12 protein-coding genes are annotated in these 13,055 nt (G+C 64.5%); 3 read left to right on the top strand and 9 right to left on the bottom strand.

Annotation, left to right across the window (positions count from 1 at the left end; translation table 11 throughout):
• The 5 genes from VKM35_RS08455 to VKM35_RS08475 form a co-directional block, all read right to left on the bottom strand.
• Positions 1-580: ABC transporter transmembrane domain-containing protein (locus VKM35_RS08455; protein ID WP_324320364.1), on the bottom strand; the 580-nt coding region annotated here is incomplete at its 3' end.
• Positions 577-1,179 (bottom strand): YigZ family protein, encoded by a 603-nt coding sequence (locus VKM35_RS08460; protein ID WP_324320366.1) that lies wholly within the window; start codon positions 1,177-1,179, stop codon positions 577-579. The genes VKM35_RS08460 and VKM35_RS08455, both read right to left, overlap by 4 nt.
• A gap of 7 nt (positions 1,180-1,186) precedes the next feature.
• Positions 1,187-2,089: a hypothetical protein gene (locus VKM35_RS08465; RefSeq protein WP_324320368.1), complete on the bottom strand. Its 903-nt coding sequence runs from the start codon at positions 2,087-2,089 to the stop codon at positions 1,187-1,189.
• Positions 2,086-2,604, bottom strand: a complete 519-nt coding sequence (locus VKM35_RS08470; RefSeq protein WP_414636601.1) for an RNA polymerase sigma factor — start codon at positions 2,602-2,604, stop codon at positions 2,086-2,088. Before VKM35_RS08470 ends, VKM35_RS08465 begins: the two co-directional genes overlap by 4 nt.
• Before the next feature lie 96 nt (positions 2,605-2,700).
• Complete coding sequence (locus tag VKM35_RS08475) at positions 2,701-4,521, bottom strand: VWA domain-containing protein (RefSeq protein WP_324320372.1); 1,821 nt, start codon at positions 4,519-4,521, stop codon at positions 2,701-2,703.
• A 181-nt stretch (positions 4,522-4,702) separates the two neighbouring features.
• Between VKM35_RS08475 and VKM35_RS08480 the strand changes: the two genes are divergently transcribed.
• Positions 4,703-6,088 (top strand): sensor domain-containing diguanylate cyclase, encoded by a 1,386-nt coding sequence (locus VKM35_RS08480; protein ID WP_324320374.1) that lies wholly within the window; start codon positions 4,703-4,705, stop codon positions 6,086-6,088.
• A gap of 5 nt (positions 6,089-6,093) precedes the next feature.
• On the opposite strand, the gene xseA is transcribed toward VKM35_RS08480, so the two are convergent.
• The 4 genes from xseA to VKM35_RS08500 form a co-directional block, all read right to left on the bottom strand.
• The gene (gene xseA, locus VKM35_RS08485) at positions 6,094-7,440 is read right to left on the bottom strand and encodes an exodeoxyribonuclease VII large subunit (protein ID WP_324320376.1); all 1,347 of its coding nucleotides are present in this window, start codon (positions 7,438-7,440) and stop codon (positions 6,094-6,096) included.
• Between the two features lie 139 nt (positions 7,441-7,579).
• Positions 7,580-9,088, bottom strand: coding sequence for a CoA-acylating methylmalonate-semialdehyde dehydrogenase (locus VKM35_RS08490; RefSeq protein WP_324320378.1), 1,509 nt, complete (start codon positions 9,086-9,088; stop codon positions 7,580-7,582).
• 66 nt (positions 9,089-9,154) lie between these two features.
• A complete protein-coding gene (gene ald, locus VKM35_RS08495) occupies positions 9,155-10,270 on the bottom strand; it encodes an alanine dehydrogenase (RefSeq protein WP_324320380.1) in 1,116 nt (371 codons plus the stop codon).
• 78 nt (positions 10,271-10,348) lie between these two features.
• Positions 10,349-11,647: an aspartate aminotransferase family protein gene (locus VKM35_RS08500; protein WP_324320386.1), complete on the bottom strand. Its 1,299-nt coding sequence runs from the start codon at positions 11,645-11,647 to the stop codon at positions 10,349-10,351.
• A 222-nt stretch (positions 11,648-11,869) separates the two neighbouring features.
• Here VKM35_RS08500 and VKM35_RS08505 point away from each other — a divergent pair, with 222 nt between their 5' ends.
• On the top strand, positions 11,870-12,418 hold the full coding sequence (locus tag VKM35_RS08505) for a cupin domain-containing protein (RefSeq protein WP_324320382.1): 549 nt from the start codon (positions 11,870-11,872) through the stop codon (positions 12,416-12,418).
• 77 nt (positions 12,419-12,495) lie between these two features.
• Positions 12,496-13,055 (top strand): aldehyde dehydrogenase family protein (locus VKM35_RS08510; RefSeq protein WP_324320384.1); only part of this gene is annotated, 560 nt, incomplete at its 3' end.

The following is a 13,055-nucleotide window of genomic DNA, read 5'->3' on the forward strand; positions in this document are numbered from 1 at the left end:
TGGCGGCGCCGCGCACGCGCCGGCCCGAGAGCGCGATCGGCACCACCACCAGCGGAATGCCGATCAACACCAGACTGCCCAGGCGCGGGCTGGTGATCGCCAGCATGACCGCGCTGCCGATCACCGTGATGCCGCTGCGCAGCGCGATCGACATCGCCGAACCGACCACGCCGCGCAGCAATTCCGCATCTGCCGACAGCCGCGACAGTAGCTCACCGCTGCGCGTGCGCTCGAAGAAACTCTGGTCGAGGTCGAGCAGGTGGCCATAGAGCTTCTGGCGCAGGTCGGCGATCACGCGTTCGCCCAGCAACGAGACGAAATAGAAGCGTGCCGCTGTCGCCAGCGCCATCACCGCGGCGACTGCGAACAGCAGCAGGAACCAGCGATCGACCGAGCCGTCGTGGCTGAAGCCCTGATCGATCAGATGCTTGATCGCGACCGGGAAAAACAGCGTCGCGCTGGAGGAAATCGCGAGTGCGGTGAGCCAGAGCGCCAGCAGGCGCCGCTGCGGGCGCAGGAAGGGCAGCATGCCGCGTAGCGAGATCAGGCGTTGGCGCGGTGACTCGGCGGGCGTATTCATTCGGGGGCGGTCTCGATCGGATGCATCAGGGCCGCGCCGCGACTCAGGTCGCGCAGGCGCAGGGCGAATGCCGGATACATGGTAACCGGCAGGCGCAAATGCAAGCGCAGGCCGTGTTCGTCGAAGGATTCGCCGAGTTTTTCCGCCTCGAAGCTGGCCAGCAGACCGTGTACGTTGCCGGAAAGCGCGAAATCGCAGCTCAGCGCGACCTCCATCCTTTCCACCAGGGCCAGGTGTTCGGCAGTGCGCAGGCATTCCGCTGCCGCGCCACCATAAGCCCGTACCAAGCCGCCGGCACCGAGATTGATGCCGCCATACCAGCGCGTGACCACGACGATGACGCGGTCGATGCCCTGGCCTTCGATCGCCGAAAGGATTGGCCGGCCGGCCGTGCCGCCGGGTTCGCCGTCATCGGAAAAGCGGTAGGCGCTGCCGACGCGATATGCCCAGCAATTGTGGGTCGCATCGGGGTCGCTGATCTGTGCCAGCCAGGCGAGAGCCTGCGTCGGCGTTTCGACGGCCGTCGCCTGTGCGAGGAAGCGGCTTTTCTTCACCTCGAGTACGAAGCGCGCCGGCGCGGCCAGCGTGTATTGCGTCATGGCGCAATCACTCGCGCAATAGCGGCGCGAGGTCGGAAGGAATCGGGTAGTGCGGATAGCGCTTGATGAACTGGCGCAATGCGAGCTTGGCATTGACGGCATCGTGGGCGGCATTCAATTCGCGGATGTGCTTGAGCCAGGTCGCCGGTTTGCCGCGGAAATCATCGGGTTTCGCTGGCGCCGCGACACTCGCGCCGGCTTCCGCCGAGGCCGACAGCTGGCCCGCGGTCTGCGGCTCGCGTGCATCGGCCTGCTCCGCTTTCGCCATGGCCGGTGCGGCGTTGCCGGCGCTTGCGGCCGCAGCAGCCACCGGGGCAGGAGCGGCCGCCCTGGACGCTCTGGCGATTTCGCGCTGGCTGTCGCTGGCGACGGCGTCCGTGGCTTGATCGTTCGCGTTGGCGACATGTTCGTCGATGAACGGCGTGGGCATCGGTGGCGGTGGTGGCGCCGCGGGTGCCTGCGCCATCGGCGGTGGCGCAGGTTTGTCGGCGCGGGTGCTCGCCGCTGTTGCGGCAGCGGGCAGCGTCGGCGGCGGTGAATTGTCGTATTCGCGCGGGGCTTCGATCTTGAATTCGACCGGGACGCCGGAGTCTTCCTGATCCGCCGAGCTGGCGCTGCTCGCTGATGGAGCCGGCACCGGTAGCTGATCGGACTGCGGGTTCATCACATGCCAGCTGACGCCGATCGCGAGTACGGCCGCAGCTGCCGTGCCGATGCCCCACAACGCGCCGCCCGCAGCCCAGGGCCGGACTCGCCGCCGCGGCGCTGCGGCGACGGCATCCTGCGCCGCGCCCAGGATGCGCGCATCCAGCGCCGGCGAAGGCTCGCCGCCGGGCAGGGCGCGGATGATGCGCGAGAACTCGCGTTCTTCCTCGTCCAGTGGATCCCGGGTTGGCTCGTGCGTGGTCATGAGTTCAGTCGTTGCCGAAGTTTGTCGAGGGCATAGCGAAGCCGCGATTTGACCGTTTCCCTGCCGACGCCGGTGATCTCGCCGATTTCTTCCAGGGACAATTCCTGCTCCAGCCGCAGCATCACCGCCTCCCGCTGATCTGCGGGCAATTCTTCCAATGCCAACTGCAGGCGGCGACGTTCCTGAAAGGTCGACAGTTGGCGTTCCGGCGTCTGCGGATCGGGCTCGCGCTCGGCGCGCTCGACGGCATCTTCCGGCGCCGGTGGGCGATGCGATTGCGCGCGCCAGTGATCGGTCAGGCGATTGTGCGCGATCTGGTAAAGCCAGGTGGTGAACTTGGCCTCGACCCGATAGCGCTCGCGCGCCACGATCACTTTCTGCCAGACATCCTGGTAAAGCTCCTCGGCCGTGCCGTGCTCGCGCACCTGGCGCAGCATGAAGCGAAACAACGGGCCGCGATGGCGGGAGTAGAGCACTTCAAACGCACCGGCGTCGCCGGCCCCGTAGGCCAGCATCAGTTCTTCGTCGGGTTGCTCCGCCTGCATGAGGCGGAGCGTACGAAGTTTTCGCGGTTTCGCCTAGCGCGACGAGCGTCAGGCGACCGATCGCGGTCATTCGCTGACTGCCACCGGCGCATCGCCCTGGGTGATCGTGCGGGCACGATCGATCAGTTGCAGGAACTCGGCGCGGTAGCCCCAGCGATCAGTTCCGGGCACGGAAGCGGCAAGCGCATGCACCTGATCCCAGCCGAAGTGCCCGACGTTCTTGCCACCGCGCAGCAGGTCCGCATAGGCCGCGACGGCGGTCGCCCAACGCATGCGGTCGCTGGCCTTGGCAGCGATCTGAGTGCGCGTGAGCGGCGTCTGCAGTAGCTGGCTGCTATCGGCGCCGGGTTGCTTGTAGCGCAGGCGCAGCCAGCCGATTTCATTGCCCTTGGCATTCGTCGCGGCATCGGTCTTGCCGTAACGCAGCGGATCGACGCTATTACCGCCGGAGCCCACCAAGGTGATTTCGTAGAGCGCCGTCACGTCGTGGCCGGCGCCGATTTCGCCGGCGTCGACCTTGTCGTTGTTGAAGTCCTCGCGGCGCAGCGCGCGGTTTTCGTAACCGATCAGGCGATATTCCGCGACCACCGCCGGATTGAACTCGAGCTGGATTTTCACGTCGGCGGCGATGGTGAGCATGGTCGAGGACAGTTCCTCCACCAGTACCTTGCGACCTTCATTGATGCTGTCGATATAGGCATGGTTGCCGTTGCCGATATCGGCGAGCTGCTCGGCCATCGCGTCGTTGTAATTGTCGGTACCGAAGCCGAGTGTGGTCAGGGCGATGCCGGATTTGCGCTGGTCGGCGATCAGGGTTTCCAGTGCTTTCTGATCGACGGTGCCGACGTTGAAATCACCGTCGGTGGCGAGGATCACGCGATTGACGCCGCGGCTGATGAAGCTCTGTTTGGCCATCGCATAGGCGAGCTGGATGCCGGCGCCGCCGTTGGTCGAACCGCCAGCGCTGAGATGATCGAGCGCGGCGAGAATAGTCTGTTGCTGGTCGCCGGGCGTCGGTGGCAACACCAGACAAGCGCTGCCGGCGTAGACGACGATGGACACGCGATCCTGCGGACGCAGCTGCTTCACCAGTTCGCTGAAACTGCGCTTGAGCAGTGGCAGCTTGTCTTCGGACTCCATCGAGCCGGAGGTGTCGATGAGGAATACCAGGTTCGATGCGGGGATTTTTGCCTTGTCTACGCTGTAACCCTGAATGCCGATCTGCACCAGCTCGTGTTTGCTGTTCCAGGGAGCGGGTGCGATTTCGGTGCTGACGCGGAATGGCGTCTGCTGCGTCGCCGGACCGGCATAACCGTAGTCGAAATAATTGATCATCTCCTCGGCGCGCACCGAATCCGCGGGCGGGCGTTGCCCGGCCATCAGCATGCGGCGCACGTTGCTGTAGCTGCCGGTATCGACGTCGATGGAAAACGTGCTGACTGGATTCTCCGATACCAACTGCGTCGGATTGTCCTTGTGCTCGGCGTAGTGCTCGGTATTGACCGGTTCGGATTCGGCGAGCGTGTAGCCGGCAGCCGCGGGGGCGGCGAGCATTTCCTTCGCCATCATCGGCGCGGCATTGCTGGCCATGCCGTCGGCGCGCGCGCGCGCCGGTTGTGGTTGTGGTTTCGCTGCGTAAATAGAGGCTGGCATCGCAGGCGGCGGCGGGGCGACCGCTGCAACCACAGCTGCATCATCGTAAGCGACGGTGGCACCTGCGGCTGCTGCTGCGACTTCGGCTTCGGTTTTTGTTTCCTCCTGCGCGCGTCCCTCATCGGATTCGCGCACAGTACCGGCGATGTTGTCTTTCGGCTCGGAGGGTCGGGTCGGGCTGCAGGCAGTGGCGAGGCTGAGAGTGATGGCGAGGGCTAGCAAGGACTGGCGCATGACGGTCTCCATTTGGGTTGGGTCAACAAGTCGGGTCAGGCCAACAAGTTGGGTTGGGCCAGCAAGCGAACGCCCGGACTTCGCGTGAGGGGTTAGTGCGATAATCGACCGTCCCTTCTGCGAGCCGTGGCTCATGCCCCTCGAGGATCGTCGCCAGTTACCGAAGTTGCCGTCGCGGCGAATGCTGATCGTTCGCCTGGTCACGCTTGCGGTGCTGGTTCTCGGCGTGTTTCTGAGCTGGCAGGCCGGTCAGCTTTCGCGGCAGCAGAGCATGGCCGAGCAGCAATCGCAGGTGCAGGCGGATCTCTCCGATTTTCGCGCGCGGCTCGAAACTCGCATCTATTCCAGCGTCGCGCAGTTGCGTGGCCTTGCCGCCGACTTGGTCATCCGCGAGAGCATGACCCACGAGCAATTCGAGCGCATCGCCGAAGAACTGCGCATGAGCGACCCCTACATGCTCAATCTTTCGCTGGCGCCGGGCTACAAGATCAACGAGGTCTATCCGCAGCGCAGCGATGTCGACTGGCAGAACCTCGACCTGATGGCTTCGACGCGTTTCCGTCCGTCATTGCTCAATTCCATCCAGCTCGACGATCCGGTGCTCTCCGGTCCCTGGCCAGTTAGCGATGGTCGACGTGGCCTCACGTGCATCCTGCCGGTGTGGGTTGCGAAGGACGGCGTGCCGCGATTGTGGGGCGCGACGGTGCTTACGCTCGATTTCGATGCGCTGCTCGAGGACGCCGGTCTGGCGGCACTGGAAAACGATTTGCGCGTCGACATCCGTGGTCGTGATGCGCTTGGCCCGGCTGGTGCAAGCATCTATGGCGAAGAGGCGCCGGTGAGTTTCCACGCGGTGCGTGTGCCGGCGTTCGTGCCGGGCGGCAGCTGGCTGCTGTCGGCCACGCCGCGCGACGGTTGGCAGATTCCCGAATGGTGGCGGACGCAGGCCGGCGTGATCGGATTGATCGTGACGGCATTCGTGACGCTGGCGGTATTTCGCATCCTGCGCGATCGCCTGCGCATCCGCACGATGGCCGGCGTCGATCCGCTGACGCAACTGCCCAATCGCGCTGCGGCGCTGCATCGGCTCAATCAGCTGATTGCCAGGAGCCAGCGCAATCACCGCGTGTTCGCTTTGCTGTGCATCGACCTCGATGGCTTCAAGCCGATCAACGACACACTCGGCCACGCGGCCGGCGATGAAGTGCTGGAAACGATCGGTTTCCGGCTCAAGCAGGCGGTGCGATCCAGCGACACCATCGCGCGCATGGGCGGCGACGAGTTTCTGTTGCTGGTCGATGACGAGGCGACGATCAGCGACGAGCGTCTGCTCGCTTACGCGCAACGCATCCGCGAAGCGCTGGCCAATCCGATCCGCATCCAGGGGCAGGAATTGCAGATCGGCGCCAGCATCGGCGTCGCGGCGTATCCGAAGCACGGCGTGCAGGCAGCGGAACTGATGCGCGAAGCCGACGCCGCGATGTACCGCGCGAAACGCGATAAAGGCGTGGGCGTGGAATTGGCGAACGGCGCGCTGGCAATGCCCGGCGCGGAACCGCCCGCCTGAGCAGGTCAATCGCCGCGGTTTTTCACCACGACCACCAGACTGCCTTCGGCGAGTTGCGCATGCAGCGTGTCACCGGGCTGGCTGTCGCGGGAATGGCGCAACACCTGTCCGTCCTCGCGCCGGATGATGGCGTAGCCGCGGGTCAGCGTCGCGAACGGACTCATTGAATTCATCGTCCTGGCGATGCCCCGCAATTGCAGTGCGTATTGCTCGAGACGATGTCCGATCCGGCTTTGCAGACGTTGCTGCAGCATCGCCATGCGATGACGTTGCAGCAGCAGGTTTTCTTGCGGATGCTGACGATCTAGGCGTTGCATGCTGCGGCGCAATCGTTCGACCTTCCTGCCCAGCGTTTCCGTCAGTGTCGCATCCAGGCGCGCGCGCAACGCGGCGAGACGGTGGCTGCCGCGTTCCAGACGAATCCGGGGCTGCATCGCCAGCAGGCGCAACCAGGCCTGATCGCTGCGCTGGGCGAGCGCGGTCTGTTTACGCAGATGCGCAGCTTCGAGTCTTCGATGCAATTGCGCGAGGTGGGCGAGGAGTTCGCTGCGTTCGGGAACCAGAAGCTCGGCGGCGGCGGACGGCGTCGGCGCGCGCAGGTCGGCAGCGAAATCGGCGAGCGTGAAGTCGATTTCATGGCCGACGGCCGAGACCACCGGAATGGATGACGCAGCGATCGCGCGCGCCAGCGCCTCATCATTGAAACTCCACAAATCCTCCAGCGAACCGCCGCCGCGCGTGAGCAGAAGCGCTTCGTAGCGACCGGACTTCGCGGCCTTTTCCAGCATCGTGCGGATTTCCGTTGCCGCGCCGTCGCCTTGCACCGGCACGGGCAGGATCTCGATCTGCAGCAGCGGGAAGCGCCGACCCAGGACGCTGAGCACATCGCGTACGGCGGCGCCGCGCGGTGAAGTGATCACGCCCAGGCGACGAATGAAACGCGGCAGTTCGCGCTTGCGTTCGACGGCGAACAGACCTTCGCCGGCGAGTTTCGTTTTCAGCTCTTCGAATGCACGTCGCAGCGCGCCTTCGCCGGCTTCTTCCATGTGTTCGAGCGCGAGCTGGTAGTCGCCACGTGCTTCGTAAAGCGTCAGGCGGCCGCGCACCAGCACCTGCAGGCCGTCGCGTGGCACGAAGCGAAGGTACATCGCCTTTTGCTTGAAGAGCGCGCAGCGGACCTGGGCGCGGTCGTCCTTGAGCGTGAAATAGATGTGCCCCGACGCCGGCCGCGAGAAATTGCTGATCTCGCCTTCGACCCACACCTGCGCGAAGCTTCCTTCCAGCAAATCACGCGCCAGCGCATTGAGCTGGGCGGGTTTGAGCACGGCGCGTTCGCGGATCAGGGAGGACATACAGGCATCGGTATCGCGGGTCGGACAGGATACCGCCATCGCGACGGCCCTTAACAGCGCAGCTGGTCAATCTGCGCCCGCTTACTGGCGAAGTGCGGAAAAGCCGAAGGAATCCCTGTTTGCGCCGGGATGACGCCGGTTACTTCATCGTCGGCATGCTGAATTCGGCGCCAGCGCGAATGCCGGTCGGCCAGCGCGCCGTGATGGTCTTGAGGCGCGTGTAGAAGCGCACGCCATCGGGACCGTGCATGTGCAGCGGGCCGAACAGCGAACGCTTCCAGCCGCCGAAACTGTGGAAGGCCATCGGCACGGGAATCGGCACGTTGATGCCGACCATGCCGACCTGGATGCCGTGCGCGAACTGCCTGGCGGCATCGCCGTCGCGGGTGAAGATCGCGGTGCCGTTGCCGTATTCGTGGGCGTTGACGAGTGCGACCGCTTCGTCGAAATCCTTGGTGCGGACGACGCAGAGCACCGGCCCGAAAATTTCCTCGCGATAGACGCGCATGTCGGCGCTGACGTGATCGAACAGGCAGCCGCCGAGAAAAAAACCTTCGTCGCAGCCGGGCACTTTCAAGTCGCGGCCATCGACGACGAGATGCGCGCCTTCCGTGACGCCGAGATCGACATAGCCGCGCACCTTGTCGCGATGCTGGCGCGTGATCAGCGGACCCATGTCGGGATCGCCAGCGTGGCCGGCGCCCACACGCAGATTTTCGACCATGGGCTTCAATTTCGCGATCAAGGCATCGGCGGTGGCATCGCCGACGCAGACTGCGACGGAAATCGCCATGCAACGCTCGCCGGCCGAACCGTAGCCGGCGCCGAGCAAGGCATTCGCGGCCTGGTCGAGATCGGCGTCGGGCATCACCACCATGTGGTTTTTTGCGCCGCCCAGCGCCTGCACGCGTTTGCCGGCGGCACTGCCGCGCGCGTAGATATATTCGGCGATCGGCGTCGAGCCGACGAAACTCACCGCCTGCACGCGCGGATCGTCGAGCAAGGCGTCGACGGCTTCCTTGTCGCCATGCACGACATTGAACACGCCGTCGGGCAGGCCGGCCTGCGTGAGCAAGCGCGCCAGCAGCATGGGCGGCGTCGGATCACGCTCGGAAGGTTTGAGGATGAAGGTGTTGCCGCAGACGATGGCGATTGGAAACATCCACATCGGCACCATGCAGGGAAAATTGAACGGCGTGATGCCGGCGACCACGCCCAGCGGCGAATATTCGCTGTAGCTGTCGACGCCGCTGCCGACGTTCATCGAGTGCTCGCCCTTGAGCAGATGCGGAATCCCGCAGGCGAATTCGACGACCTCGATGCCGCGGGTCACTTCGCCGCGCGCATCGGACAGGACTTTTCCGTGCTCGCGGGTGATCGCCAGCGCGATCTCATCGGCGTGTTGTTCGAGCAGGGCTTTGAACTTGAACATCACCCGCGCACGATGCAGCGGCGTGACGACGGCCCAGGCTTTGAAAGCCTCGGCAGCGATATCGATCGCGTGCGTGACTTCAGCAGGCGACGCCAGCGGCAACCTGCCGCTGATCTGGCCTGTCGCGGGATTGAAGACGTCGCCGAAACGCCCGCTGGTTCCCGCGACTTCCTTTCCGTGGATGAAGTGCGAAAGCGTGGCGGGGGTTTCGGTCATGGATTTTCCTGGAACATTCCGTAGGAGCGACGCGAGTCGCGACTTGCGTCGCTCCTACATCACGCGTCAGCCCAATGCTTTCGCCGCCGGCACGTATTCGTAGCCCAGATCCTTGGCGACGGCTTCGTAGGTCAGCTTGCCGGCGTGGACGTTGAGGCCGTTGAGCAGGTGCGGGTCGTCGAGCATCGCCTGGCGCGCGCCCTTGTTCGCCAATTGCACGGCGAAGGGCAGGGTGGCGTTGGTGAGCGCAAAGGTCGACGTGCGCGCGACGCCGCCGGGCATGTTGGCGACGCAGTAGTGGATGATGCCGTCGACTTCATACGTTGGATTCTGGTGCGTGGTGGCCTTGCTGGTTTCGAAGCAGCCGCCCTGGTCGATGGCGACGTCGACGAGTACCGAGCCCGGACGCATCAGCTTGAGTTGTTCGCGCGAAACCAGCTTCGGTGCCGCCGCGCCGGGAATCAGCACAGCGCCGATCACCAGATCGGTATCGGGCAGGCGTTCTTCGATCGCGTCGTGGGTGGAATAGATCGTGGTGAGGCGATCACCGTAGAGTTCGTCGAGTTCTTTCAGGCGATTGAGCGAGCGGTCGAGGATGGTGACGTGCGCGTTCATGCCCATCGCCATGCGCGCGGCATTGATGCCGACCACGCCGCCGCCGATCACCAGTACTTCCGCTGGCTTCACGCCCGGCACGCCGCCGAGCAGCACGCCGGAACCGCCCTGGGCTTTTTCCAATGCATGCGCGCCGGCCTGGATCGACATGCGACCGGCGACTTCGCTCATCGGTGCGAGCAGCGGCAGGCCGCCATTGCGATCGGTGACGGTTTCGTAGGCGATGCAGGTCGCGCCCGAGGCGACCAGCGCCTTGGTCTGTTCCGGATCCGGCGCGAGATGCAGATACGTGTAGAGCACCTGGCCCGGGCGCAGCATCTTGCATTCGTTCGGCTGCGGCTCCTTGACCTTGATGATCATGTCGGCGCGCTTGAAGATTTCTTCTGCGCTGTTGACGATCTCGGCGCCGGCTTTGATGTACATCTCGTTGGTCAGGCCGATCGACTTGCCGCCGTCGTTCTGCACCATCACCTTGTGGCCGTTGGCGATCAGTTCGCGGGCACCGGAAGGCGTGAGGCCGATGCGGTATTCGTGGTTCTTGATTTCTTTCGGGACGCCGATAAGCATGGGATTGCCCTCCCGGGGCATGACGCGATGTTGTTGTCTTGAGGCATCCGGCCAGTCAGGGCCGGGCCGGGCATTGTACTAAGCCGTTTCCCGGATCGCCTCGGCGAGTCGCCCGAAAATCTGGTCGATATGCTCTTTGCCCAGGATTAGCGGCGGCGACAGCGCAATAACATCCCCCGTGGTACGGACCATCAGGCCCTTGTCGTGGAAGCATTTGCTGAACACGTCGAAGGCGCGGGCGCCGGGTTTGCCCTCGCGCGGTGCCAGTTCGACCGCACCGACCAGGCCGAAATTGCGGATGTCGATGACGTTCGGCAGCTCGCGCAGCGCGTGGATCGCATCTTCCCAGTAACTGCCCAGTTCGATCGCCTTGGCGAACAATCCCTCTTCGGCGTACGTGTCGAGCGTCGCCAGCGCCGCCGCGCAGGCCAGCGGATGGCCGGAATAAGTGTAGCCATGGAACAAGTCGATCATGCCTTCCGGGCCCTGCATGAAGGCCGCGTGGATCGCGTCGGAGACGAACACCGCGCCCATCGGCACGCTGCCGTTGGTAAGGCCCTTCGCGGTGGTGATGATGTCCGGCGTGACGTCGAAACGTTGCGCGGCAAACGCATCGCCGACGCGGCCATAACCGGTGATCACTTCGTCGAAGATCAGCACGATGCCGTGTTTGTCGCAGATCTCGCGCAGGCGCTTGAGATAGCCCTCTGGCGGCAGCACCACGCCCGCCGAACCTGAAATCGGCTCGACGATCACCGCGGCGATCGTGCTCGCGTCATGCAACTGCACGAGACGCTCGAGATCTTCGGCCAGCTCGACGCCGTGTTTCGGCAGCCCGCGCGTGAACGCGTTGCGCGCGATGTCCAGCGTATGCCGCAGGTGATCGACGCCGGGCAGCATCGGCCCGAAAAACTTGCGGTTGTTGACCATGCCACCGACAGAAATGCCGCCGAAGCCAACACCGTGATAGCCCTTCTCGCGGCCGATCAAACGCGTGCGCTGGCCTTCGCCGCGGGCACGCTGATACGCGAGCGCGATCTTCAAGGCGGTATCGACCGATTCGGATCCGGAGTTGGTGAAGAAGACATGCTTGAGCGATTCGGGCGCGATCGCCGCGAGGCGCTCGGCGAGTACGAACGGCAGCGGATGCCCCATCTGGAAAGTGGGCGCGAAATCGAGCGTGGCGATCTGCCGGCTGACGGCCTCGATGATGCGCGGGCGCGCATGGCCGGCGTTGCAGCACCACAAGCCGGCGGTGCCGTCGAGGATTTCGCGGCCGGCGACGTCGGTGTAATGCATGCCTTTCGCACTGGCCAGCATGCGCGGCTGCTGCTTGAACTGGCGGTTGGCGGTGAACGGCATCCAGAACGCATCCATGTGTTCCGGCGAGCTCGTGGCCTGGGTCACATAGGCGTCGCCGAGGCTGGACGGCGGGGGCGGGGAGGCGTCGCTGCGCGGGATCATGAGCTGGCTCTGGCGAGGTTTTCAGCCGGAACCTAGCAGTGTTGAATAAAATTTACAACATGATGCGTCTGTTGAATAATTGACCATGTCTGCGGCCAGTGTTAAATATTCCGCATCACGTAAATCAGGCCATCCATGAACATCGGCTCACGCCTCCAATCGGTACGCACCAGCAAGGGTCTGAGCCAGCGCGAGCTGGCCAAGCGCGTCGGCGTGACCAACAGCACCATCTCGCTGATCGAGCAGAACAAGGTCAGTCCGTCGGTGAGTTCCCTGAAGAAAGTGCTGGACGGAATTCCGATTTCGCTCGCCGATTTCTTCACCATGGATCTTGCCGGCGACGCCAGCGACGGCCCGTTCTACGCCGCCGATGATCTGCCGGATCTGGGCAGCAACGGCGTCCACTATTTCCTCGTCGGCAAGCGCCGCGGCACGCGCCAGATGTGCATCCTGCGCGAAGTGATGCCGCCGGGCAGCGATACTGGCGAGACGATGCTTTCCCACGATGGCGAAGAAGGCGGGGTGATCGTGCAGGGTCAGGTCGAGATCACTGTTGGCGAGCGCGTGCGCGTGCTCGGCCCCGGCGAAGCCTATTACTTCGAGAGCCGCACGCCGCATCGTTTCCGCAATGTCGGCAACGAGCCGGCGATCCTGGTGAGCGCAAACACGCCTCCCTCGTTCTAATCATCGCAACTCCCTCTCCCACCGGGAGAGGGCCGGGGAGAGGGGCGCAGCCCCGCCCGCATCGTTCGGAGTTCGCCATGGGCAAGCCGCAATCCCGAGAAGACTGGCAGGCACGCGCCGCCGCTCTGCAGATCCGCAACCAGGCGTTCATCGATGGTCGTTACGTCGATGCCGCATCGGGAAAGACTTTCGATTGCATCAGTCCGATCGATGGCCGGGTGATCGTTGCCGTCGCCGAATGTGCGGGAGAGGATATCGATCGCGCCGTCACCGCCGCGCGCCGCGCCTTCGACAAGGGCCTGTGGTCGGAGAGTTCGCCGGTGAAGCGCAAGCGCGCTCTGATCAAATTCGCGCAGCTGATCGAAACGCATGGCGAGGAACTCGCGCTGCTCGAATCCCTGGACATGGGCAAGCCGGTCGGCGACGCGCTGGCGGTAGATGTGGCGGCGACGGTGCGCTGCATGAACTGGACCGGCGAGGCGATCGACAAGGTCTACGACGAAATCGCACCGACCGGTCGTGACGAACTCGGCTTGGTCACGCGTGAACCGCTGGGCGTGATCGCTGCGATCGTGCCGTGGAATTTCCCGATGCTGATGGCGGCGTGGAAAGTCGCGCCGGCGCTGGCGATGGGTAA

Source organism: Arenimonas sp. (assembly GCF_035312645.1).
GTDB lineage: Bacteria > Pseudomonadota > Gammaproteobacteria > Xanthomonadales > Xanthomonadaceae > Arenimonas.

Excerpts from the sequence above, each read along its gene's own strand:
- ald (WP_324320380.1), bottom strand. The coding sequence starts at position 10,270 with ATGCTTATCGGCGTCCCGAAAGAAATCAAGAACCACGAATACCGCATC.
- VKM35_RS08505 (WP_324320382.1), top strand. The coding sequence starts at position 11,870 with ATGAACATCGGCTCACGCCTCCAATCGGTACGCACCAGCAAGGGTCTG.
- VKM35_RS08465 (WP_324320368.1), bottom strand. The coding sequence starts at position 2,089 with ATGACCACGCACGAGCCAACCCGGGATCCACTGGACGAGGAAGAACGC.
- VKM35_RS08475 (WP_324320372.1), bottom strand. The coding sequence starts at position 4,521 with ATGCGCCAGTCCTTGCTAGCCCTCGCCATCACTCTCAGCCTCGCCACT.
- xseA (WP_324320376.1), bottom strand. The coding sequence starts at position 7,440 with ATGTCCTCCCTGATCCGCGAACGCGCCGTGCTCAAACCCGCCCAGCTC.
- VKM35_RS08500 (WP_324320386.1), bottom strand. The coding sequence starts at position 11,647 with ATGGATGCGTTCTGGATGCCGTTCACCGCCAACCGCCAGTTCAAGCAG.
- VKM35_RS08470 (WP_414636601.1), bottom strand. The coding sequence starts at position 2,604 with ATGCTGGCCTACGGGGCCGGCGACGCCGGTGCGTTTGAAGTGCTCTAC.
- VKM35_RS08480 (WP_324320374.1), top strand. The coding sequence starts at position 4,703 with ATGCTGATCGTTCGCCTGGTCACGCTTGCGGTGCTGGTTCTCGGCGTG.
- VKM35_RS08490 (WP_324320378.1), bottom strand. The coding sequence starts at position 9,088 with ATGACCGAAACCCCCGCCACGCTTTCGCACTTCATCCACGGAAAGGAA.
- VKM35_RS08460 (WP_324320366.1), bottom strand. The coding sequence starts at position 1,179 with ATGACGCAATACACGCTGGCCGCGCCGGCGCGCTTCGTACTCGAGGTG.